Genomic DNA, 22241 nt, shown 5'->3' on the forward strand with positions numbered 1-22241 from the left:
GTGATGCGGTAAGGTGTAGGCCCTGTTCCCACCCCTTATCTCTTCATTCCTGGAGTACCGAATGACCGGATTGTTCATCGTGGTGGCGGCGCTGGCGTTTCTGATGCTGGCGGCGTATCGCGGCTATAGCGTGATCCTGTGCGCGCCCATCGCAGCCATGGGCGCGGTATTGCTGACCGACCCGTCGGCGCTGGCGCCCGTATTCTCTGGCATATTCATGGAACGCATGGCGGGCTTCGCCAAGCTTTACTTCCCCGTGTTCCTGCTGGGCGCCGTGTTCGGCAAGTTGATCGAGCTGTCCGGCTTCTCACGCGCCATCGTGCAGGCGGTGCTGCGCTTGATCGGCGCCGAGCGCGCCATCATGGCCATCGTGCTGGTCTGCGCCGTGCTGACCTACGGCGGCGTGTCCCTGTTCGTGGTGGTATTCGCCGTGTACCCGTTCGCGGCGGAAATGTTCCGCCAGGGCGGCATCCCGAAGCGGCTGATGCCGGGCGCAATCGCCTTGGGCGCGTTCACGTTCACCATGACGGCCCTGCCCGGCACGCCGCAGATCCAGAACATCATCCCCACCACTTTTTTTGAAACCACGACCTGGGCAGCGCCATGGCTGGGCCTGATCGGCGCCTGCTTCACGCTGACCGCCGGCATCGCCTATCTGGAGTGGCGGCGCAAGCGCGCGGCCGCCGCCGGCGAGACCTACGGCACGGACCTGCGCAACGAACCGGTCACGCCGCCCACTGAACGCGAGCACCACCCGCTGATTGCGCTGCTGCCCTTGGTAGTGGTGGGCGTGGCCAACTATCTGCTTACCCGCTGGATACCGGGCTGGTATCCGGCCGGATCCGAAGTGGCGCTGCCGGGCCTGCCCAAACCCATGCCGGTCAACGCCGAAGACCAGGTAGCGCTGTGGGCGGTAATGGGCGCGCTGATCGCGGGCATCGTCACCATCCTGCTGTTTTCGTTCCGCGGCATCAAGGCGCATTTCGCGGAAGGCAGCAAGAGCGCCGTGTCCGGCGCCTTGCTGGCTTCAATGAACACCGCGGCGGAATACGGCTTTGGCGGCGTTATCGCCGCCCTGCCCGGGTTCCTGCTGGTTGCCGACGCGCTCAAGGCCATCCCCGATCCACTGGTGGGTGAAGCGGTGGCGGTCACCTCGCTGGCCGGCATCACCGGATCCGCCTCGGGCGGCATGAGCATTGCGCTGGCGGCCATGGCGCAGACCTTCATCGACAGCGCCCACGCGGCGGGCATCCCCATGGAGGTGTTGCACCGTATCGCCGCCATGGCCAGCGGCGGCATGGATACCCTGCCGCACAACGGAGCGGTCATTACCCTGCTGGCGGTCACGGGCCTGACCCATCGCCAGTCCTACGGGGACATTTTCGCCATCACGCTGATATCGACCGCGTCGGTCTTTTTGGCGATCGCGGTGTATTACCTGACCGGTATCGTCTGAGCCAGGCCGGCGGCGATGACCTCCGCCAGCCACTGCGTGAAAACACGCACCCGCGCCGATACCTGGCGGTTCTGCGGATACAGCACCGACACGGGCATGGGCGCGGGTGGCGCCCCGGGCAGCACGATCTTCAACTCGCCCGCCGCCAGTTCGCGCTCCACGCGATAGCGCGGCACTTGCACCAGTCCCAACCCGGCCAGCGCCGCGCTGGTGTAGAGTTCCGCGCCCGTGACGCTGACCACGGCCCGGGGCCGCACCTGGACGTTGCGCCCCTCGACCGTGAAATCCAGCGGCAGCCCGCGCCCGGTCGCGCTCGACAGGTAGTTCACCGCCTGATGGCTTTCCAGATCCTCCAGGCGCCGGGGCTCGCCGAAACGCTCCAGATAGGCGGGACTGGCCACCGTCACTTGCGGCATCAGCGCAATCTGGCGGCCGGCCAGGGATGAATCCTGCAACACGCCGGTGCGCAGTACGCAATCCACGCCCTCGCGCACCAGATCCACCAGGCGGTCGTCCTCGCCCAGTTGCAGGACGATGTCGGGATAGCGTTCCAGGAAAGCGGGCAAGCCCGGCATCACGAAAAACCGGGTCAGCGTGCCCTGGGCATTGACCCGCAGCAGTCCCTTGGGCGACGTATCTAGAAAGGCGCCGTCGGCTTCTTCCAAGTCAGCCAGCAAACGCACGCAGCGCCGGTAGTGCGCCTCGCCATCGTGGGTGAGCCGCACTTGGCGCGTAGTGCGTTCCAGCAGGCGGGCGCCTAGCCGCGCTTCCATCCGCTTGACCAGATTGGTGACCGTGGGGCGAGGGATCTGCAAGTCCTCGGCGGCCTTGGAAAAACTGCCCCTTTCGGCAATGCGCACAAACACCTGCATTTCCTGGAACCGGTCCATGGTCAGCCGCTCATTATTAATGTAAATGAAATTATGTTAGCGAATATAGAGTAATTATCTTTTTTCCGAAATAGTTCAAGATGCGCCTTACCCTTCAACCCATCGGAGATACGACATGAATTCCCAGCCCACGCAACGCATTGCGCTCGTCACCGGCGGATCGCGCGGCATCGGCGCCGCCATCGTCCGGCGCCTGGCGCGCGACGGCTGCGCCGTCGCCATCAACTACGCCTCCCGCGCCGCCGAAGCCGACGCATTGGCCGGCGAAATCCGCGCGGCTGGCGGCCGCGCCATCGTCGTGCGCGCCGACGTGTCGCAGGCGGCCGAGGTGCGCGCCATGTTCGATCAGGTCGAATCGGAACTGGGCCGCATCGACGTGTTGGTCAACAGCGCCGGAATCCTGAAGATGGTGCCGCTGGCCGAGACCAGCGACGAGCTGTATGAGCAAACCTTCGGCATCAATACGCGCGGCACCTTCAACACGCTGCGCGAAGCCGCCACCCGGCTGGCCGATGGCGGCAGCATCGTCAACGTGTCCAGCACCACCATCGCGCTCAACCTGCCGAACTACTCCGTCTACATCGCCAGCAAGGCCGCGGTGGAAAGCCTTACGCAAGTGTTCGCCAAGGAACTGCGCGGACGCCGCATCACTGTCAATGCAGTGGCTCCCGGCCCCGTCGCCACCGAACTCTTCTTGAATGGCAAGAGTCCCGAACTGATCGAGCACTACGCCAAAATGCCTCCGCTGGAACGCCTGGGCCAGCCCGAGGACATCTCCAACGTGGTGTCGTTCCTGGCGAGTCCGCAGGCCGGTTGGGTCAACGGCCAGATCCTGCGCGCCAACGGCGGCGTCGCCTGAACGGGTCCACTGTCCCTCATCCCAACGCATGAGCGCGCTGCCTTCGGCGCGCTCGCGGCGCATCGCCCGGATCGCCGCGGATTTGCGTGTATCCCTCATCCGTTTTACCCATGCCCCCATCGCCTGATGGGTTGAGCAGCCGCGCGCGTTTGCCGCTTTTCTCCATTGATCACTCGGGCCTTTGACTTACGGACAAGTCTGGCCAGCTGGACGAGGTTTGCATGAGACGAGAGCCGGAAGGTCTGTATTAGGCTGATCCCGTAGTACTCCGACTCACCTTGATCAATTGGACGAAAGTAAATGAATCAACTCATTCATCCGGATTGCCACCCCTTCACCGCCGCAGGCAACCTGAAGCAGCTCTCGGCGTTCTATGAGGAGGGACGTCGTGTCATGTGGATGATGCTTCGCGCGCAACCGCGTCCGTGCTTCAACCATGAACTGATCGACGAGATCATGACGCTGGCGCGCGCCGCCAAGGACTCGGGCCTGCCGATCGATTTCTGGGTCACGGGATCGCTGGTCCCTCAGATCTACAACGTGGGCGGCGACCTGAACTTCTTCGCCGAAGCCATACGCACCGGCAAGCGCGAAGCGCTCCGGGCCTATGCCCGCGCTTGCGTGGATTGCGTGCATGCCGCCACCCGCGGCTTCGATACCGGCGCCATCTCGCTCGCGATGATCGAAGGCACGGCGCTAGGCGGCGGCTTCGAAGCCGCGCTTGCCCATCACTTCGTCCTGGCGCAGAACACCGCGCGCATGGGTTTTCCGGAAATGGCGTTCAATCTCTTTCCCGGCATGGGCGGCTATTCCCTGGTGGCGCGGCGCTCGGGCATGAAGCTGGCGGAAGAACTGATCGGCTCCGGCGAATCGCACACGGCCGAATGGTTCCATGGCAGGGGGTTGGTCGACGTGCTGTTCGAGCCGGGCGATGCCTACAAGGCCACGCGCACCTTCATCGACGTGATGCGGCCCAAGCTCAACGGCATGCGCGCCATGCTGCGCGCGCGCCAGCGCGTGCTGAGCCTGTCGCGTTCAGAGCTGATGGACATTACCGAGGACTGGGTCGAAGCCGCGTTCTCGATCGACCCGAAGGACCGCGCCTACATGGAGCGTCTGGTGATCGCGCAGAACCGGCGCACCGCTTCCAGCGCGGAGTCCGCGCAGGAAGCCACCATGCATTGATGCGGTAGCGGAAAGCCGGCTGCCTCAGGCGATGAGATGCAGCCGGCGGCGCTGGGCCAGCCAGGCGGTGAGTTCGGCCGCCGGCATGGGCTTGGCGTACAGATAGCCCTGCTTGGCGTCCACGCCCAGAGTGTCAACGAAGACGGCCTCTTCGGTCGTCTCCACGCCTTCCGCGATGACCTTGAGCTCCAGCGTGCGCGCCACGGCCACGATCGCGCGCGCCAAAGCCTGCGACACCGGATTCTCGTTGACGCCGCGCACGAAACTGGCGTCCAGCTTGATGGCGTCCAGCGGAATGCGGGCAAGCTGCGACAGCGAGGAATAGCCGGTGCCGAAATCGTCCAGGTGAACGCGCGCGCCCAGTTGCCGGAACTGCTTGATCAGTTCGATGGCCGCGCCTTCGTCATCGATCAGGCAGCTCTCGGTCAATTCGATATCCAGCATGCAGGGGTCCAGGCTGGCATCCCCGATGGCGCGCATGAAGTCGCTGACCACGCCCTTGTCGTTGAGCTGGCGCGCGGACATATTGATGGCGATGCGTATATTCAATCCGTCACGCTTCCAGGCGGCCGCCTGCCGCGCTGCTTCGCGCATGACCCAGACGCCCAAGGGCGAAATCAGGCCCGATTCCTCGGCATAGGGGATGAAGGCGCTGGGGCAGACCATGCCGCGCTCGGGCGAACGCCAGCGCACCAGCGCTTCGACCCCATCGACCTCGCCATTGCGCCCAGCCAGCTTGGGCTGGTAGTACAGCATCAGGTGGTCTTCGGCCAAGGCCTTGCGCAGATTGGTGTCCAGCCAGACGTAGTCCGCGTTGCGGCGGTCCATCTCGGGCTGGAACACGCGGTAGGTATGGCGCCCTGCTTCCTTGGCCACATACATGGCGATATCGGCGCTGCGCACCACGCTGTCCAGGTCGGCGCCGTGTTCGGGGTACATGGCGATGCCGATGGAGCAGCTGGTATAGACCTCTATCAGGCCCTGGCGGAAGGGTTCGCGCAGGCGCTCGATGATGCGTTGCGCGGTGGCTTCCAGTTCCCAGGTCTGGGCGGCTTCGTGCAGCACGATGAATTCGTCGCCGCCCAGCCGGGCCAGCGTCTGCCCTTCGGACAGGCAGGAGGAAATCGCCACGGCGACCGACTTGAGCAGGCGGTCGCCAAAGCCGTGGCCGTAGTGATCGTTGATGCGCTTGAAATTGTCCAGGTCCAGGAACAGCACGCCGCCCCGGCCTTCCTGCCCCGCCGCCAGCGCCGCCTTAAGCCGCGTGGTGATCGCGTGCCGGTTGGGCAGATTGGTGAGCATGTCGGTATTGGCCAGCACCCGCAGGCGCTCCTGCGCCTGGCGTTCCTCGGTAATGTCGGTGCCCGAGCAGATCAGGTAGACGCGCTTCTCGCCGCTGCCGCTGGTGACGAACTTGTTGCGGAACAGGAAAAGGCGTGGTCCCTTGACCGTGTTGATCAGTCGCTCGGCCTCGTAGGACTGGCCGCGCTTGTAGAACTCGGCAATATTGCGGCGTGACGCGATCGCTTCTTCGCGCGTCATGAACATTTCGAAGACGCTGCGGCCGATGATGTCCTGCTCGCGCTTGCCGGTGTATTCCTCGCTGAGCTTGTTGAAGCGCTGGACCCGGCCGTTCTGGTCGACGATGACAATGACCGAGTTGGCCTCGGACACCACGGTCTCGGCGAAGGACAGGCCTTCGACCAGATCCTTGGCCACGGATTCGGTATCGGAATGGGCGGATGCGGTGCCGGCCCATTCGTTGGGGTTGATCTTTCGGCCTACCAGATGCAGCTTGAGCAGATCGCCGTACAGCGAAATATCGATGCGCACGCTGGAGGTGATGCCAGTCAGGCTGCGTATCGTCTGGGCTTGTTCGGGACGCAGCGCCATCGCGATATTGGCCGCACCCTTGACCGCTGCAAGTTCAAACGCGTCGCTATCGGCGGACAGGCGCCAATATGGACTGTGCGTACCGAAATGCGTGTACAGAATCGACTTCTCGTCCTGGTCGTCTGTCATTGTTATCCCCCTTCTGCCGTCCTCGGAAGGCCCGCAAAATACATTACGGCCTAGTCTATTCGGGGTCAACCACTGTATACAATCTCGCGAGGGCTTTATTGCGATTTATTGCGTCCCCATTGGTGGTTCATAGCGTAAAACTTTGCATGCGCAATTATTTCAATGCGTCTTCCACACTTTGCGCGCAAGCCTTGTTGCGTCTTTTGCGATGCTGCACGCAAACAAAATCGCCGGGAGTTCTGGGCGGAACTCCCGGCGTGTGACGTAAAGCCGCAACCTTGGGAGGTTTAATCCCCCTTCACGCCGGCTTCGTCGATGACTTTGGTCCAGCGGGCAAGCTCTGCGGACACGCGGGCGCCGGCCTCGGCGGGCGTGGTCCAGGTGGCGATGGCGCCCTGGTTCAGCAGCGACGCCTTGACCTCGGGCTTGGCCAGGATCTTCTTCAGTTCGCCGTTCAGGCGCTCGATCACGGGCGCCGGGGTGTTTGCGGGCGCCACGATGCCGAACATGGAACTGACCTCGAAATCCTTCAAGCCGGCTTCGGCTGCGGTAGGCACATCCGGCAGCGCGTCCACACGCTGCGCCGAAGTCACCGCCAGCGCGCGCAGCTTGCCGGCCTTGATGCTGCCCTGCGCCGCAGGCACGGTTTCGATCATGCTGAGCACCTGACCGCCCATCAGGTCGGTCATGGCCGGGCCACTGCCCTTGTAGGGCACGTGCAGCACGTCCACACCCGCGGTGCGCTTGAACATTTCGGCGGCCAGATGCTGGGGCGAACCGTTACCGGCCGACCCCATGGTGATGTAGCCGGGCTTGGACTTGGCCAGCGCGATGAACTGCGCCAGCGTGTTCGCCTGCACCGAGGGGTTTACCACGAACACGAGAGGCACCGTGCCCACAATGGACACGGGCGCGAAGCTCTTCTCCACGTCATAGGTGACGCGCCCACGGTACAGCGCGGCATTGATGGAATGGCTGGTCAAGGCGCCCATCAGCAGCGTGTAGCCGTCGGGCTGCGCCTTGGCGACCTGGTCTGCACCGATGTTGCCAGCCGCGCCTGCGCGGTTCTCCACGATCACCGACTGTCCCAGCGCGCCTGTCAGTTCCTGCGCCAGCACTCGGCCGATCACGTCAGTCGCGCCGCCGGGCGGGTACGGCACGATCATGCGGATCGGCTTGTCGGGATAGGCGTCGGCGGCCAGGACGGGAGAGGAAACACCGGCGCACAAGGCCAGCAGCGAAAACAGGACGACGCGGCGCGGCCGCAGACGCAGGTCTGACATGTAGGTCTCCTGCCGGGATGAGTATAGGAATGAGAGGGACGCCCGGCTCGTCAACCGCGCCAGTGTAGGGGTAGCACCTTGATAGAAGAATCAGAATTTTTCTATCGACTGATCTATATAAAAGATCAATTCCGTCTGCCCAAGAAACCCCTTGCGAACGATTTCAAAGGCTGGATATGATGTTGGGATCAGATTATCAATAATATTATCGAGATAAAGAATGAAGGACGAGACCAAGAACGGCGCGCCTGCCCAGGGCCCTTTCGACAGCGCCGGCACGGCCGCGCGCGGCGTGGCCCGCGGGCTCACCAACTACGGCGACACCGGTTTTTCGCTGTTCCTGCGCAAAGCCTTCATCAAGGGCGCCGGTTACACGGACGACGCCCTGTCGCGCCCCATCATCGGCATCGTCAACACGGGCAGCAGCTACAACCCCTGCCATGGCAACGCCCCGCAATTGATCGAAGCGGTCAAGCGCGGCGTCATGCTGGCAGGCGGCCTGCCGATGGATTTCCCCACCATCTCGGTGCACGAGAGCTTCTCGCAGCCCACCAGCATGTACCTGCGTAACCTCATGTCCATGGACACGGAAGAAATGATCCGCGCCCAGCCCATGGACGCCGTGGTGCTGATCGGCGGCTGCGACAAGACCGTGCCGGCCCAGTTGATGGGCGCCGCATCCGCGGGCGTGCCCGCCATCCAGCTGGTCACCGGGTCCATGCTGACCGGATCGCATCGCGGTGAACGGGTAGGCGCCTGCACCGATTGCCGCCGCTACTGGGGCCGCTACCGCGCCGAAGAGATCGACGCGGCCGAAATCGCGGACGTGAACAACCAGCTGGTCGCCAGCGTCGGCACCTGTTCCGTCATGGGAACGGCCAGCACCATGGCCTGCATCACCGAGGCGCTGGGGATGATGGTGGCCGGCGGCGCCTCGGCCCCGGCCGTCACCGCGGACCGCGTGCGCGTGGCCGAAAAGACCGGCGCCACGGCGGTGGCCATGGCCGCCTCGCGCCTGACGCCGGACCGCATCCTGACCGGCAAGTCCATCGAAAATGCCCTGCGCGTGCTGCTGGCCATTGGCGGGTCCACCAACGGCATCGTGCACTTGACGGCCATCGCTGGCCGTCTTGGCATAGACATCGACCTGGCGGGCCTGGACCGCATCAGCCGCGAAACCCCCGTGCTTGTGGACCTGAAGCCCTCGGGCCAGCACTACATGGAAGACTTCCACCACGCCGGCGGCATGCCGGCGCTGCTGCGCGAACTACGCCCGTACCTGCATCTGGACGCGCTCACCGTATCGGGCCGCACCCTGGGCGCAGAGCTGGACGACGCGCCGCCCGCCTTCCCCCAGGACGTGATCCGCACGGCGGCTTCGCCCATTTACCCGGTGGGAGGCCTGGCCGTACTGCGCGGCAACCTGGCGCCGGGCGGCGCCATCATCAAGCAATCCGCCGCCAACCCCAAGCTGATGGAACACGAGGGCCGCGCGGTGGTGTTCGAGGATGCCGAGGACATGGCGCGGCGCATCGACGACGACGCCCTGGACGTCACGGCCGACGACATCCTGGTGCTCAAGCGCATAGGCCCGACCGGCGCTCCCGGCATGCCGGAAGCCGGCTACATGCCCATTCCCAAGAAACTCGCGCGCGCCGGCGTGAAGGACATGGTGCGCATCTCCGACGGCCGCATGAGCGGCACCGCCGCCGGCACCATCGTGCTGCATGTCACGCCCGAAGCCGCCATCGGCGGTCCGCTGGCCTATGTGCAGAACGGCGACCGCATCCGCCTGTCGGTGGCCAATCGCGAGATCGCGCTGCTGGTGGACGATGCCGAGCTGGCCCGCCGCACCGCAGCCCAGCCCATCGTCCGGCCGGCCGCCGAACGCGGCTACCGCAAGCTGTTCCTGCAGACGGTGACCCAGGCGGACCAAGGCGTGGACTTCGACTTCCTGCGCGCAGGCGTTACGCGCGACACGGTGCCGAAATCGTAGGCAGCCATGGACGTCCTGACGCCTGACTCTCCGCACGCCCCCGTCCCGGACGCCGCCCAGGCCGCGGTGGCCACGCTCGAAGAAGACATCGTCTTCGGCCGGCTGCACCCGCGCCAGCGCCTGACCGAAGACGAGCTCATGGCGCGCTTTGCCCTGAAGCGCCATGTGGTGCGCCAGGTTCTGGCCGAGCTGGAGGCGCTGGGCGTGGTGGAGAAAAGGCGCAACATCGGCGCGGTCGTGCGCGCCTTCTCGGTGCGCGAAGTCATGGAGCTGTACGCGCTGCGCCAAGTGCTTGAAGTGCATGCCGCCAGCCAGATCCCGCTGCCCGTGCCGCAGGCGCGGCTGGCGGCGCTGGTGGCCGTGCAACGCGAACACGACGCGGCAGTCGCCGACGGCGACACGCGCCGCGTGTTCCGCAGCAACCAGCGCTTTCACCACGAGTTCTTCGGCCTGCTGGACAACGCGGTGCTGGGCCAGGCAATCGAGGAATACGCCCGCCGCACCCACCCCATACGCTTCGGGTCACTGGCTGCTGCCGGCTACCGCGAGCGCGCCAGGCAGGAGCATTGGGCAATGATTCATGCCCTGCAGGACGGCAACCGCGAAGCGCTCATGGCTGTTTGCCGCGAACACCTGCTGCCTTCACGGGATGCGTATCTGGCGGCGGAGGAGGCGCGGCTGGGGGCATAGCCGTGCCCAATGCCGCCATTGCCTGCCGCATGAAGCCCAGCGTCGCGTCATCGGCCCACGTGCCAGCGGTGAGTTCGGGTTCGGTCATCAGGGCATGCCGGAACTTCGCCTGCGTGGCCGCATCATTGCCCGCATAGCTGCGAAACAGATCCAGCCATCGCCGCGCCAGCTCCAGCCCCGCCGCAGAATCCGGCGCCACGCCGGCATCGATCGCGTCCCGCACTTCGGCGATCAGGCCCGGCCATTCGCCAATGCGGTCACCATAGTGGTCCCGCATGTACCGGGCCTCTTCGGGCGCGAGGTGTCTTTCATAGAGCCGCATCTTGCTTTCCGAGAAGGCTCGCAGCACGTAGGCGCGCATTTCCGGCGAAATGCCAATGTGCTCCTGCATTGCCGGCTCCAGTTCGTGCATGCGATTCAGCTTCACCAGCAGGCGCGGATCTCCATTCGTATCGCGCAGAAGCAAGGTCATCCAGCGCAGCGCCAGTGCGCGTGGGCGTTCTTCTTCGGGGGCCACGCCGCCCGCCATTTGTTCGCGCACTTCATCGATCAAGGCAAGCCAGTCAGGGTCGCCGTTCTGGTTCCGGTACATCGGCAGGCGCGCCAGTTCTTCCGGGGAAAAATACTTGTCGTACATGGTCATGAGTTCCAGAGTAGTCAGCCAATCGGCCAGTTCCGGCTCCGTGCCCTCGGCCAACTGGCCTTGCAGCTGCACGAGACGCTCGCGCAGGCGCGCGGCCTGCAGGATCTGGCGGTCGAGCATCACGATCTGTTTCGCGATGATCTCGTCCAGGGGAGTGCCGGGCTGGTCCAGGTAGGCGCCGATTTCCGCCAGCGGCAGTCCGAAACGACGCAACGCCTGGATCTGGTGCAGGCGGGCAATATCGTCGCGGCCATATAGCCGATAGCCGTTTTCGGCGCGCGCCGAAGGCGTGAGCAAGCCGATCGCGTGATAGTGGTGCAGCGTGCGAACCGTCAATCCGCTACGCTTGGCCAGTTCTCCTACTTTCAGTCTCACCGCATGCCTCCGTTGATTGCGCAAACCGAACTCTGGGACATGACGTTACGTGAGGGTCAAGCATTGCCGCAAGCCGCCCTGGAAAGCCTAAAATAAACGTCTGCCCAGGAGTCGAACATCATGAACACTTCGGCTGGCGATCGTATCTTTTCCGGATCCATACCGCAGTTCTACCAGCGGTACATGGTCCCCCTTATCTTCCAACCCTACGCGGCCGACCTGGCCGCACGCGTGGCCGCGTTACGTCCGGCGTCCGTCCTGGAGATTGCGGCGGGAACGGGCGCGGTAACACGCCTGCTCGCGGACCAATTGCCCGCTGGCGCATCCATCACCGCAACGGATCTCAATCCCGCCATGCTCGAACAAGCCGAGAATCTGGGCGCAAACCGCAACGTCACCTGGCGCCAGGCCGACGCGATGCGGCTACCGTTCCAAGACCAGTCTTTCGACGCCGTCGTCTGCCAGTTCGGTTACATGTTCCTGCCGGACAAGCCGGCGGGTTTTGCCGAAGCCCGCCGTGTCCTGCGTCCCGGTGGCACATTCCTGTTCAACGTGTGGGATCGTATCGAGGACAACGCATTCGCCGACACCGTCGAGCAAGCCCTGGCACAGCTGTTTCCCGCCGATCCTCCAAAATTCATGAGCCGGGTTCCCCATGGCTACCATGATCTGGCGATGATCGCAGGCGATCTGGCCCGCGGCGGATTCACCGGGCAGCAGGAGATTGAAACGGTGGCCTACGAAAGCCGGGCCGATACCCCACAGACCGCCGCGATCGCCTTTTGCCAAGGCACGCCGCTGCGCAACGAAATAGAAGCGCGCGGCGCAAACATGCTGGAACAGGCTGTCGACGTAGCGACAAAGGCCCTGCATGCGCGCTATGGCGCGGGGCCCATTACCGGCAAGATCCAGGCGCATGTCATCACCGCGCCCCGCGGCGCCTAACTGCAGGGCGCGGCGCGCCCTTTGCCGCGCCGCTTGCGGCAGCGAATTGTTCCCGATCCGCCGCCCGGGTTACCCTTGCCCCCCACTCCTACCCGTACCGGAGCCTACAGAGTGAGCAAGTAAATGCCGGGATGCCCATGCGCATCTTGCCTCCCCTCGCTGCCTGGCGCGCGAGCCGCATTGCCTGTTCCATTCTGAGGCAGCTTCTACAACCCGGTCGTGTTCGTCGGCGACCGCGCGCCGGAGCTGGCGGAGCAAGGCCTGATCCGGCCGCGCTTCCTGAGCGACCGTTTCCTGCCCACGTTCCTGGCGACTTACGCCCTCAAGCCCTGAGAGGCCTTTATTCGCCTTGGGACGGCACAGCGACAAAAAAGGGGCGCCGCCTGGCGCCCCTGCCGCATCACTTGAACGGATTGGCGTCCGCGCCGTAGGCGCTGCCGCCGTAGCCGCTGGACCCGACATCCAACGAGACCGAACTCGGATCGACAGCGGCCGCTGTCCCCTTGTAGTGCATCACCATGCCCGGGAAAGCCATCACCGCGGCGACCATCAGGAGCTGGATCACGATGAACGGCACCGATCCCCAGTAGATCTGGCCGGTGGTGACGGGCTCGATCATTTTCCCCGTGACCCTGTCCTTGTAGCGGTCCCGTGGCGCCACGGATCGCAGATAGAACAGCGCGAAACCGAATGGCGGGTGCATGAAGGAAGTCTGCATGTTGACGGCCAGGATCACGCCGAACCAGATCAGGTCTATGCCCAGTTTATCTGCCACCGGTCCCAGCAGCGGCACGATAATGAACGCGAGCTCGAAGAAATCCAGGAAGAAGGCCAGCACGAAGGTCAGGATACTGACGACGATCAGGAAGCCCCACTGCCCGCCCGGCAGGCCGGTCAGCAGATGCTCGACCCACAGGTCGCCGTTGACGGCGCGGAAGGTCAGGCCGAACACGGTGGACCCCACCAGGATGAACACCACGAAGCAGGACAACTTGGTGGTTGTGTCCATCGCCTGCTTGAGCAGGTCCAGCGAGAGGCGGCGGCGCGCCACCGCCATCAGGATGGCGCCCACCGCGCCCATGGCGCCCCCCTCGGTCGGCGTGGCCACGCCGATGAAGATCGTGCCCAGCACGAGGAAGATCAACGCCAGCGGCGGAATCATCACGAAGGTCACGCGTTCCGCCAGCGCCGACAACAGCCCCAGGCCCAGCGCCTTGTTGACCAGCGCAATCACGAAGGCGGTCGCGCCCCAGAACAGCAGCGCCACCACGATGCGCTCATCCATCGGCGCCGTGTTGTTCTCGACCCAGAGGCCCAGGAAATAGGCCGATACCGCGGAGATAGCCATCAGCACCAGCAGCGAACGCCCGCCCCGGCCGCCGTTGGGCTCCTGGAAACGCCGCGCCTCTTCCGGCAACGCGGGCGCGGAGTCCGGCTTCAGCAGGCTCATGATCACGACGTAGACGATGTACAGGCCTGCGAGGATGAAGCCCGGCACCATGGCGGCGCGGTAGATGTCGCCGATGGAGCGACCGAGCTGGTCGGCCAGGATGATCAGTACCAGCGACGGCGGAATGATCTGCGACAACGTGCCGGACGCGGCGATCACGCCGCTGGCCAGCTTGCGGTCATAGCCGTTGCGCAACATGATGGGCAGCGATATCAGGCCCATCGAGATGACCGAGGCCGACACCACGCCCGTGGTCGCGGCCAGCATCGCGCCCACGAAGACCACCGCAATGGCCAGGCCTCCGCGGATCGAACCGAACAGCTGGCCTATGGTCTCCAGCAGGTCCTCCGCCATGCCTGACCGTTCCAGCACCAGGCCCATCAGGGTGAAAAACGGCACGGCCAGCAATGTGTCGTTGGAAATGATGCCGAACACGCGTTGCGGCAGCGCCTGGAACAACGAAGAATTGAGCAAGCCCAGTTCCATGCCGACCAGGCCGAAAAGAATGCCGTTGGCCGCCAGCGCGAACGCCACCGGAAAGCCCAGCAGAAGAAAGACGATCAGCGTCGCGAACATGATCGGCGCCAGATTGGCAATGAGAAACTCCATGATCAGCGACCCTTGTTCAGTTCGTTCTGCGCGGCGGCTTCGCGCGCCTGCGCCTCGCGGGCGATTTCCTCGGCCAACTCTTCTTCCGCGCTCTTGGCGCCTTCGCGTTCACGCGGATCGCGGCAGCGTCCCTGCAGGAAGCCCACGCACTTGATCAGGTGCGACAAGCCCGCCAGCACCAACAGCGCAAAGCCCACCGGAATCAGCAATTTGACTGGCCAGCGGATCAGCCCGCCGGAATTGGAGGAGTGCTCATTGCTGAGATACGAATCCATGAACACCGGCCACGACAGGTACATGATCAGCAGACATGCCGGCATGAGAAAGAACAGCACGCCGAAGATTTCAATCCAGATCTGCGCCCGCCGCGACAGGCGCGAGGAAATGATGTCCACCCTGACGTGGTCGTTCTTCAGCAACGTGTAGCCCGCCGTCAGCAGGAACATCGCGCCGAACATGTACCACTGCAATTCCAGCCATGCGTTGGAGCTGTCGTGGAATACCTTGCGCATGATGGCGTTGCCGGCGCTGACCAGCACGACCAGCAATGTGACCCAGGACACGGCCCGGCCCATGCGCAGATTGATCGCGTCTATGCCACGCGACAAGGCGAGTAGTGCTTGCATCTGTTTTCCCCAGAATTGTTTCTAATCACGCACCAGCCCTGCATGCAGCCCGTGGTGCCCCGGGCCTGAACCGTCAATCTTCTTCGCGATGCCTCAGCCAGGGCGTCACCCGCCGCTCCAGCCAGACCAGCAGGGCGAACAGCAGCATGCCCATCAGCGCGAGCACGAAGATCGCGGCAAACACGCGCACCGTGTCGAAGGTGCCTTGGGCGCTCATGATCACGTAGCCCAGGCCGCGCTGCGAAGACACGAATTCCCCGACAATGGCGCCGACCAGCGCCAGCGATATCGAGACCTTCATGCCCGCCAGGATCGATGGCAGCGCGCTGGGCAGCCGCACCTTGAAGAAGAAATCGCGGCGCGAGCCCTTCAGCACGCGTCCCAGGTCCAGCACGTCCTGCGGCACCGAGCGCAAGCCATGGACGGTGTCGACAATCATGGCGAACACAGCGATCAGGAAGGCGATGGCGATCTTCGGTTCGGCGCCGGTGCCCATCCAGATCACGAACAGGGGCGCGATGGCAACCTTCGGCACGCTGTTCAGGGCCACGATAAGGGGGTAGATAAAGCGCTCGAACCAGCGCGATCCCACCAGCATGACGGCAATCGCCACGCCAAATACCACCGCCAGCGCGAAGCCAGCCAGCGTGGTCATTAACGTGTACGCGGCATGGCCGGCATACCAGCTCCATTCGGAGCCCAGTTCCAGCGCTACCTGCCCCGGCAACGGCAGCATGATGGCGCGCACGTGGAACACGCGAGCGGCCGCTTCCCAGAGCAGCAGGAAGACCAGCACGGATACCAGCCCGGCCATGCGCCGGCCCGCCCCTCTCAATAGCGCGATCATCGGACGGCCTCCAGGCCGGACACAGTCCGGGCGCCTTCGTCTATCAGGCCCATGCCCTGGAACATGTCGCGGATGTGCCGCACATACTCGCCGAACCGAGGGGTTTCGCGCAGCGCCAATGGCCTGGGCCTGGGCAGGTCGATTTCTATGGTTTCGAGAATGCGGCCCGGACGCGGCGAAAACACCATGACCACGTCGCCCAGGAACACTGCCTCGGCGATTCCGTGCGTGACGAACAGCACCGTATTGCGCGTTTCCATCCAGATCCGCTGGAGTTCGACATTCATCTGGTCTCGCGTCAGCGCGTCCAACGCGCCGAAAGGCTCATCCATCAACAACAGCTGGGGATCGTCCACCAGCGCCCGGCAAATCGCGGCGCGCTGGCGCATGCCGCCGGACAGTTCGCGGGGATAGCTCTCGGCGAACCGCTCCAGGCCCGTCAAAGCCAGCAGCGACCGTACCTTTTCCGCATAGGCCGACACCGGTTTGTGCGCAAACTCCACCGGCAGCAGGATGTTGCGCCGGACGCTGCGCCATTCCAGCAGCGCATCGCGCTGGAACACCATGCCCATGCCGTCCGGCGGCCCCTGCACCGGCACGCCGTCAACCCGCAGATCCCCGCTGGAGACGGTCTCCAGACCGGCCACGCAACGCAGGAACGTGCTCTTGCCGCAGCCGCTGGGGCCCAGAATGCTGACAAAGCGGCCGCGGGGAACCTCCACCGATACCGATGCCAGCGCCTCCACGCCCGCCGCGCCCGGATAGCGTTTGCGCACGTCGCTTGCGGCCACGGCCCACTGCGTCATGGTTGCACCAGGCTGTCGTAACGTTCCGGGTGCACCAGGTCCGGCGCATAGAACGAGGAGGCCTGGGCGCTGGCGGAGATCAGGCCCACGGAGGACAAGGTGGTGACGGCCTGCGTCCAATCCTGGGGCACGATCGCGCCCAGGCGCGCGCCCGCTGCCGGCTGGCCGAAGTACGGTTGCAAGGCATCGATCTGGCCGCGCAGCACTTTCTTGTCCAGACGCGCCTGGGGACGCTGCGCCAGAATGGCAGCCACGGCCTCGTCCTGGTGGCCTGCGTAGATGTATTCCCAGGCCCGCGCGCTGACACTCGCAAAGCGCGCAATCGCGTCGGCGCGCTGCGCCAGCTTGGCCTCATTGGCAAACAGGCCGAAGCTGGGCATGTTCAGGCCAAAGTCGGCAAAGCGCACGGCGTTGGAAGGCCGGTTCTGCGAGACCACCGGAAGAAAGAACGGGATGGTCGAAAACGCTGCGTCGGCGCGCCCCACCGCATAGGTCGACGCCTTGCCGGCGGCGTCCACGTTGATCAATTCCAGATCGCTTTTCTTGAGCTTGCCGGCGGCCAGGAACGCGTCGATGAAGGGGGCTTCCAGCGAGCCGGCGGTATAGGCCACCTTTTTGCCCTTCAACTGCGCAGGCCCGGTGATCCCGGCATCGGCGGGAACCAGCAGGCCGATATCGCTCTGCCTGGCGAACACCGCCACCGCTTTGACCGGCATGCCCTTTTCGCGAGCGATCATGGCCGACGCCAGGGCGGCGTGCCCCACGTCGAAACTGTCGCCCGCGCCAACGATCTGCACCGTGGTCACCGACCCATTGCCATCCTCGAGCGACACATCCAGGCCGGCCTGCTTGTACCAGCCCTTCTGCTGCGCCAGGTGGAACGCCCCATGCACCCCCCAGGGCGTCCAGTCCAGCCTCACCCGCAGCGGCTCCAGCGCCTGCGACCAGGCGGGCGCGCTCAGCACGACAGCAGCCAGGCCCAACAATGCGTTGCGCCAATTCCTTGAGAATACCGCGAGCATGATTTTCCCCGTTATGTGCCCACACCGTGCGGCCGCATCCACGGCCGCACGTCCTGCCCGATGCTCAGCCGCCGCGGCCGAACCACCGTTTGATCCGCGCCCACAGCACGCTGAAGAACATGGCCGTGGGATTGAAGCTGGCCTGGGCCGGCGCCTCGCCCGCGGCAGCGGGCCGGCGCAGCCGGGCCGTAACGTTGTTGCCGAAATCCGCGATCATGCGGCGCACGAAATCCTGCACGAGTCCGGAGCGCGAGAACTGCGCCAGCGGTCCCTGCAGCGAATACAGCAGGTTCACATGGACCTGGGTCTCGGTGGGCGACAGCGCTTCCAGGCGGTAGGTGATATCGCCGTTGGCGCGCGACTGGCTCAGCGAGTCCTGCCCTGCCCCGCGGAACACCGCCTGCATGGCGGCGTCATCGCGTTCCAGGCGGGCCGCGCCATTGAACGCCGCGGACATGGGCCCGAACTTGATTGCGATCTTGCCCTTGACTCGATCGCCTTCGTGCTCCTCGATCGAGGCGCCCGGCAGGCAGCTGGCCAGCGCGGGCAGATCCACCATGAAGGCCCAGACTTCGGCCGCGGGAAAAGGCACCGTGAAACCGCCGTCGATCTGGCTGCCCCGGCCTTCTTTCTTGGCGGCAGCAGCGGCGGGCGCAGCGGCCGGCGCGGTAGCGGCCGGCGTTGCGCCGTCGCGCGCAGCCCCCGAACTGGACGCCGCCGGAGTGAATCCCGCGAATGCCACCGGCTTGGCGGTCGTCGGCGCCGCGCCGCGACCCTGCGCCTGGGCGGCGCGCAACGCCTCCACGGCGGGATCGGGCTGCTGCCTGAGCTCGGCCAGCACCGCCATCACCGCGGCGGTAATGCCCATATAGCCGGTGCAGCGGCACAGGTTGCCGGACAGTTCCACCCGCACCCGGGCTTCATCCGCATCCGGCAGCCGCAGCACAATGTCCCGCGAGGTCGCCAGCATGCCCGGCGTGCAATAGCCGCATTGCAGGGCATGATGCTGCGTGAAGGCGGCGCGCAGCCGCTGCATCACCGGGTCGGCGTCATAGCCTTCGATGGTGGTCACCTGGCGCCCTTCGCATGCAACGGCGAAAGAAATACAGGACCGCACCGGCGCGCCGTCCACCAGCACCGTGCACGCGCCGCATACGCCGTGCTCGCAGCCGAGATGGGTGCCGGTCAGGCGCGCCTGGTCCCGCAGGAAATCCCCCAGATGCATGCGCGCGGGCGCCTCGTGCGATACGCGCTTGCCGTTAACTTCCAATGTCACCTGAACCATGGTTATTCCTGTCAGCCCAAGGCTTGCGCCAGGCAGCGCGTCACCGCGGTCCCGTGCAGCTTGCGATGGTGTTCATCCTTGTCCTGCATGACGCCGGCCAGTTCATTGGCCAGCAGCGTCTCGTCCAGGCCCGCCAGGCCTTGCTGCGCGATGCGCGCGGCCAGTTGGGGCAGCAGCCTGGGCGCGCCATCCAGCGCGCCGACCGCGATCCGCGCCGTTTTCGCCGCGGGATCGAACCATGCGGCGCAACTGGCCTCGGCGAATTCGCCGGTCTTGCGGCAGAACTTGTAATAGCCCCAGCGCGCCTGCGGCCCGGCCTCGGGTATGTGCACTGCGGAAATCAGCTCGTCCTCGCGCAGCCCGGTGGTGTAGGCGCCCTGCATGTAGTCTTCGGCGGGCAGCATCCGCACCCCTGCCGGCCCCGCGATCTCCAGCGTCGCGCCCAGGCCGACCACCGTCAGCACCCAGTCGGCTGCCGGGTCCGCGTGCGCCAGGCTACCGCCCAGCGTGCCGCGGTTGCGGATGGCGCGGTACGCAATGCCCGGCGCCACCTGCTGCAACGGCGTGCCGCGCAGCAGTTCGTGCACGCCGTCCTCGATCTCGGCGTGGGTCACGGCCGCGCCCACGCGCAGCTTGCCGTCCTGGCGCGTCACCGTGCGCAATTCGGACAAGCCGGAGATGTCGATGACGACGGGCGGGCGAGCCAGGCGCAGGTTCAGCATGGGGCCCAGCGATTGCCCGCCGGCCATGAGCTTGGCGCGGCCTTCATGCGCGCGCAGCGCCCGCAAGGCGTCTTGCAGCGATTCCGGGCGCGTGTATTCGAATGCAGCGGCCTTCATGCCGTCACCTCCACGGCAGCAGCCTCGGTCTTGCGGCTGCCCTGCGCGATGGCGGCAAGCACCCTGATTGGAGAGAGCGGCGTGCGCAACAGCTCCGCCGCGCCCAATGGCTTTAACGCGTCGTTGACGGCATTGAACAGCACCGCCGGCGGCGCGATGGCGCCGCCCTCGCCCATGCCCTTGGCGCCGAATTCGGTATGGGGCGACGGCGTCTCGAAGTGATGCAGGCGCATGTTCGGCACTTCGGTGGCGCCGGGCAACATGTAATCCGCCAGGGTCGAGGCCAACGGCTGGCCGTTGTCGTCATAGGGTGTTTCTTCGTAGAACGCGGTGCCGATGCCCTGGGCCACGCCGCCGATGGTCTGGCCCTCGACCACCATGGGGTTGATCATGGTCCCGCAGTCCTCCACCACCACATAATCCAGGATTTCCACGCCGCCCGTGCCCGGGTCCACCGCCACCACCGCCGCATGGGTGGCATAGGTGAAACAGCCGGTGTCGACCTTGGGCTTGTAGCCCACGGTGACTTCCAGTCCGCTGGGGTCCACGTCAGGCGGCAGCAATTGCGGCCGCAGATACCAGGCGTCGGCCACGTCCTTGACCGACACAGACTTGCCGCCGGCCTCCAGCCGGTCCCCGTTCCAGGCCACGCTGGCCGGGTCGGCCTGCAACAAGTGCGCGCCGATGTGCGTCAAGCGCGGCAGCAGGCGCTTGCAAGCCTGGGACACCGCGCCGCCCGACATGACCAGGGATCGCGAGGCGTAGGTGCCGGTGGAGAACGGCGTCTGCCCGGTGTCGCCGTGCAGCAGTTTGATGCTGGCCACGTCAACGCCCAGTATCTCGTTGGCGATCTGGGCGAACGTGGTTTCCATGCCCTGTCCGTGCGAATGCACGCCGACCCGCAGCTCCAGCCCGCCATCGGGCGTGACCCGCGCGGTGGCCTGGTCGAAGCCCGGGATCACGGGCGTTCCCCAAGCGGCGAACACCGAGGTTCCGTGAGCAGCCTGCTCCGTGTAGGTAGCGAGGCCCACGCCGATGAGGCGGCCGTCGGCTTCGCCCTTGCGCTGGCGCTCGCGTATGGCGTCCACGCCTATCATGTCCATGGCCTGTTGCAGGCTTGCCGGATAGTCGCCGCTGTCCAGGTGCTTGCCGGTGACGTTGACGAAGGGCATCTGCTCGCCCTGCACCAGATTGTCCTGCCGGATTTCCCAGGGTTCGCGTCCGACCTCACGGGCGATCGCGTCCATCATCAATTCCATGGCGAAGCAGACGCCGGTGCGCGCCACGCCGCGGTAAGGCACGAAGCCCGGCTTGTTGGTGGCCACCGCCCGCGTAACGCAGCGATAGCCCTTGAATGCGTATGGCCCCGGCAGGTTGCCGATGGCCTGGCCGGGCTCCAGGCCGATGGTGAACGGCCAGACCGAATAGGCGCCGCCGTCGATGGTGATCTTGGCGTCCAGCGCCAGCAGCTTGCCTCGACGGTCGGCGTACGCCACCATTTCATAATGGTGTTCGCGCGAATTGGCGCCCGCGGTCAGGTGCTCGCGGCGATCCTCGATGAAACGGAAGGGCCGCTTGAAGGTCTTGGCCAGCCACGCCACGCACAGCTCTTCCTGCTGCAGCACGCATTTGTAGCCAAAGGCGCCGCCCACGTCGGGCGACACGACCCGCACGCGGCCCTGCTCCAGGTCCAGGCACTGGGCCAGCACGCTGCGGATCATGTGCGGCACCTGCGTGGCGCTGATGACCACCAGTTGATCCGCCTGGTGGTCCCAGTACGCCAGGACCGCCTTGCCTTCCATCGGCACCATGCATTGCCGCGCCAGGTCGATCTTGCGCCGCACGACCACTTCCGCCTGCGCGGCCAGTTCGTCGAACTGCTTGTCGACATTGAGCGTCACGAAGACGTTGTCGCGCCACTGCTCGTGCACGAAATCGCCCTGGGCCGCCTGGGCGCTGGCAACGTCCGCATACACCGGCAGGTCGTCATAGTCGACCTCGATCATCTCGGCGTAGTCTTCGGCCTCGGCGCGGGTCGGCGCGAACACCATGGCGACAGGCTCGCCCACGAAGCGCACCTTGCCCGAGGCCAGTGGCGGCTGGGCCGAGACCTGGTAGGTGGGCAGCGTGGAATCCGCCACGATGTCGCGCGCGTCGGCCATGGCCTGACGCACAAACGCCTTGTCCGCGATCTGCTCGGCCACACGCACCGAAGCGATGCGCGCATGTGCCAGCGGGCTGCGCAGAAAGGCCACCTCGCTCAGCCCGGGCATGGCCATGTCGGCCACGAAATTGCCCTTGCCATGCAAATGGCGCGCGTCTTCCTTGCGCGGCACCCGCGCGCCCACCCCTTGCGGCTTGCCTGGCCGGCCGTGCGTATCGGCGTTTGCTGTCGTCATGACTACCCTCTGTC

At 65.4% G+C, this 22241-nt stretch carries 17 protein-coding genes and 1 pseudogene; 6 read left to right on the forward strand and 12 right to left on the reverse strand.

From position 1 onward, the window contains the following. Positions 1–61: 61 nt before the first annotated feature. Complete coding sequence (locus VCS63_RS28885; protein WP_042793118.1) at positions 62–1456, forward strand: GntP family permease; 1395 nt, start codon at positions 62–64, stop codon at positions 1454–1456. Here VCS63_RS28885 and VCS63_RS28890 read toward each other — a convergent pair. Continuing rightward, positions 1435–2346 carry a LysR family transcriptional regulator gene (locus VCS63_RS28890; protein WP_042793117.1) on the reverse strand — a complete coding sequence of 304 codons (912 nt, stop codon included), beginning with the start codon at positions 2344–2346 and terminating at the stop codon, positions 1435–1437. The two genes, VCS63_RS28885 and VCS63_RS28890, sit on opposite strands and share 22 nt — an antisense overlap. A 115-nt stretch (positions 2347–2461) precedes the next feature. Here VCS63_RS28890 and VCS63_RS28895 point away from each other — a divergent pair, with 115 nt between their 5' ends. Together VCS63_RS28895 and VCS63_RS28900 are read left to right on the forward strand one after the other, a co-directional pair. Beyond that, on the forward strand, positions 2462–3205 hold the full coding sequence (locus VCS63_RS28895) for an SDR family oxidoreductase (protein ID WP_042793115.1): 744 nt from the start codon (positions 2462–2464) through the stop codon (positions 3203–3205). A 300-nt stretch (positions 3206–3505) separates the two neighbouring features. Beyond that, positions 3506–4390: a crotonase/enoyl-CoA hydratase family protein gene (locus tag VCS63_RS28900; RefSeq protein ID WP_042793114.1), complete on the forward strand. Its 885-nt coding sequence runs from the start codon at positions 3506–3508 to the stop codon at positions 4388–4390. A 24-nt stretch (positions 4391–4414) separates the two neighbouring features. Here VCS63_RS28900 and pdeR read toward each other — a convergent pair whose 3' ends face one another. Both pdeR and VCS63_RS28910 read right to left on the reverse strand, forming a co-directional pair. Beyond that, entirely contained in the window at positions 4415–6412 is a 1998-nt protein-coding gene (gene pdeR, locus VCS63_RS28905) for a cyclic di-GMP phosphodiesterase (protein ID WP_063642686.1), read from the reverse strand. 287 nt (positions 6413–6699) lie between these two features. Beyond that, complete coding sequence (locus tag VCS63_RS28910; protein ID WP_323881826.1) at positions 6700–7695, reverse strand: tripartite tricarboxylate transporter substrate binding protein; 996 nt, start codon at positions 7693–7695, stop codon at positions 6700–6702. A 220-nt stretch (positions 7696–7915) separates the two neighbouring features. Here VCS63_RS28910 and VCS63_RS28915 point away from each other — a divergent pair, with 220 nt between their 5' ends. Both VCS63_RS28915 and VCS63_RS28920 read left to right on the forward strand, forming a co-directional pair. Further along, a complete protein-coding gene (locus VCS63_RS28915) occupies positions 7916–9691 on the forward strand; it encodes an IlvD/Edd family dehydratase (RefSeq protein WP_323881828.1) in 1776 nt (591 codons plus the stop codon). A gap of 6 nt (positions 9692–9697) precedes the next feature. Then, positions 9698–10381 (forward strand): GntR family transcriptional regulator, encoded by a 684-nt coding sequence (locus VCS63_RS28920; protein ID WP_076812721.1) that lies wholly within the window; start codon positions 9698–9700, stop codon positions 10379–10381. Here the strand turns inward: VCS63_RS28920 and VCS63_RS28925 are convergent. Then, positions 10380–11399: pseudogene (locus VCS63_RS28925) on the reverse strand (MerR family transcriptional regulator); the annotation flags it as partial. The gene VCS63_RS28920 and the pseudogene VCS63_RS28925 sit on opposite strands and share 2 nt — an antisense overlap. A gap of 120 nt (positions 11400–11519) precedes the next feature. Here VCS63_RS28925 and VCS63_RS28930 point away from each other — a divergent pair. Beyond that, positions 11520–12344 (forward strand): class I SAM-dependent methyltransferase, encoded by an 825-nt coding sequence (locus VCS63_RS28930; protein ID WP_323881830.1) that lies wholly within the window; start codon positions 11520–11522, stop codon positions 12342–12344. A 400-nt stretch (positions 12345–12744) separates the two neighbouring features. On the opposite strand, the gene VCS63_RS28935 is transcribed toward VCS63_RS28930, so the two are convergent. From VCS63_RS28935 to VCS63_RS28970, 8 genes are all read right to left on the reverse strand, one after another. Next, a complete protein-coding gene (locus tag VCS63_RS28935; protein ID WP_063642680.1) occupies positions 12745–14403 on the reverse strand; it encodes a TRAP transporter large permease in 1659 nt (552 codons plus the stop codon). Between the two features lie 2 nt (positions 14404–14405). Then, on the reverse strand, positions 14406–15029 hold the full coding sequence (locus tag VCS63_RS28940; protein ID WP_042793106.1) for a TRAP transporter small permease subunit: 624 nt from the start codon (positions 15027–15029) through the stop codon (positions 14406–14408). A 73-nt stretch (positions 15030–15102) separates the two neighbouring features. Further along, positions 15103–15876, reverse strand: a complete 774-nt coding sequence (locus tag VCS63_RS28945) for an ABC transporter permease (RefSeq protein WP_323881835.1) — start codon at positions 15874–15876, stop codon at positions 15103–15105. After that, positions 15873–16682 carry an ABC transporter ATP-binding protein gene (locus tag VCS63_RS28950; RefSeq protein ID WP_042793104.1) on the reverse strand — a complete coding sequence of 270 codons (810 nt, stop codon included), beginning with the start codon at positions 16680–16682 and terminating at the stop codon, positions 15873–15875. The genes VCS63_RS28945 and VCS63_RS28950 overlap by 4 nt, the downstream gene beginning before the upstream one ends. After that, on the reverse strand, positions 16679–17704 hold the full coding sequence (locus VCS63_RS28955; RefSeq protein ID WP_063642678.1) for an ABC transporter substrate-binding protein: 1026 nt from the start codon (positions 17702–17704) through the stop codon (positions 16679–16681). The genes VCS63_RS28950 and VCS63_RS28955 overlap by 4 nt, the downstream gene beginning before the upstream one ends. Before the next feature lie 64 nt (positions 17705–17768). Further along, the gene (locus tag VCS63_RS28960) at positions 17769–18995 is read right to left on the reverse strand and encodes a xanthine dehydrogenase family Fe-S subunit (RefSeq protein WP_280134417.1); all 1227 of its coding nucleotides are present in this window, start codon (positions 18993–18995) and stop codon (positions 17769–17771) included. 5 nt (positions 18996–19000) lie between these two features. Next, the gene (locus VCS63_RS28965; protein ID WP_042793101.1) at positions 19001–19828 is read right to left on the reverse strand and encodes an FAD binding domain-containing protein; all 828 of its coding nucleotides are present in this window, start codon (positions 19826–19828) and stop codon (positions 19001–19003) included. Further along, complete coding sequence (locus VCS63_RS28970; RefSeq protein ID WP_063642676.1) at positions 19825–22227, reverse strand: xanthine dehydrogenase family protein molybdopterin-binding subunit; 2403 nt, start codon at positions 22225–22227, stop codon at positions 19825–19827. Before VCS63_RS28970 ends, VCS63_RS28965 begins: the two co-directional genes overlap by 4 nt. Positions 22228–22241: the final 14 nt, after the last annotated feature.

It is taken from the genome of Achromobacter sp. D10, from assembly GCF_035282245.1.
GTDB classification, from domain to species: Bacteria; Pseudomonadota; Gammaproteobacteria; order Burkholderiales; family Burkholderiaceae_B; genus Achromobacter; species Achromobacter insolitus.

Excerpts from the sequence above, each read along its gene's own strand:
- VCS63_RS28930 (WP_323881830.1), top strand. The coding sequence starts at position 11,520 with ATGAACACTTCGGCTGGCGATCGTATCTTTTCCGGATCCATACCGCAG.
- VCS63_RS28945 (WP_323881835.1), bottom strand. The coding sequence starts at position 15,876 with ATGATCGCGCTATTGAGAGGGGCGGGCCGGCGCATGGCCGGGCTGGTA.
- VCS63_RS28940 (WP_042793106.1), bottom strand. The coding sequence starts at position 15,029 with ATGCAAGCACTACTCGCCTTGTCGCGTGGCATAGACGCGATCAATCTG.
- VCS63_RS28885 (WP_042793118.1), top strand. The coding sequence starts at position 62 with ATGACCGGATTGTTCATCGTGGTGGCGGCGCTGGCGTTTCTGATGCTG.
- VCS63_RS28970 (WP_063642676.1), bottom strand. The coding sequence starts at position 22,227 with ATGACGACAGCAAACGCCGATACGCACGGCCGGCCAGGCAAGCCGCAA.
- VCS63_RS28955 (WP_063642678.1), bottom strand. The coding sequence starts at position 17,704 with ATGCTCGCGGTATTCTCAAGGAATTGGCGCAACGCATTGTTGGGCCTG.
- VCS63_RS28915 (WP_323881828.1), top strand. The coding sequence starts at position 7,916 with ATGAAGGACGAGACCAAGAACGGCGCGCCTGCCCAGGGCCCTTTCGAC.
- pdeR (WP_063642686.1), bottom strand. The coding sequence starts at position 6,412 with ATGACAGACGACCAGGACGAGAAGTCGATTCTGTACACGCATTTCGGT.
- VCS63_RS28920 (WP_076812721.1), top strand. The coding sequence starts at position 9,698 with ATGGACGTCCTGACGCCTGACTCTCCGCACGCCCCCGTCCCGGACGCC.
- VCS63_RS28890 (WP_042793117.1), bottom strand. The coding sequence starts at position 2,346 with ATGGACCGGTTCCAGGAAATGCAGGTGTTTGTGCGCATTGCCGAAAGG.
- VCS63_RS28935 (WP_063642680.1), bottom strand. The coding sequence starts at position 14,403 with ATGGAGTTTCTCATTGCCAATCTGGCGCCGATCATGTTCGCGACGCTG.
- VCS63_RS28895 (WP_042793115.1), top strand. The coding sequence starts at position 2,462 with ATGAATTCCCAGCCCACGCAACGCATTGCGCTCGTCACCGGCGGATCG.
- VCS63_RS28900 (WP_042793114.1), top strand. The coding sequence starts at position 3,506 with ATGAATCAACTCATTCATCCGGATTGCCACCCCTTCACCGCCGCAGGC.
- VCS63_RS28910 (WP_323881826.1), bottom strand. The coding sequence starts at position 7,695 with ATGTCAGACCTGCGTCTGCGGCCGCGCCGCGTCGTCCTGTTTTCGCTG.
- VCS63_RS28950 (WP_042793104.1), bottom strand. The coding sequence starts at position 16,682 with ATGACGCAGTGGGCCGTGGCCGCAAGCGACGTGCGCAAACGCTATCCG.
- VCS63_RS28965 (WP_042793101.1), bottom strand. The coding sequence starts at position 19,828 with ATGAAGGCCGCTGCATTCGAATACACGCGCCCGGAATCGCTGCAAGAC.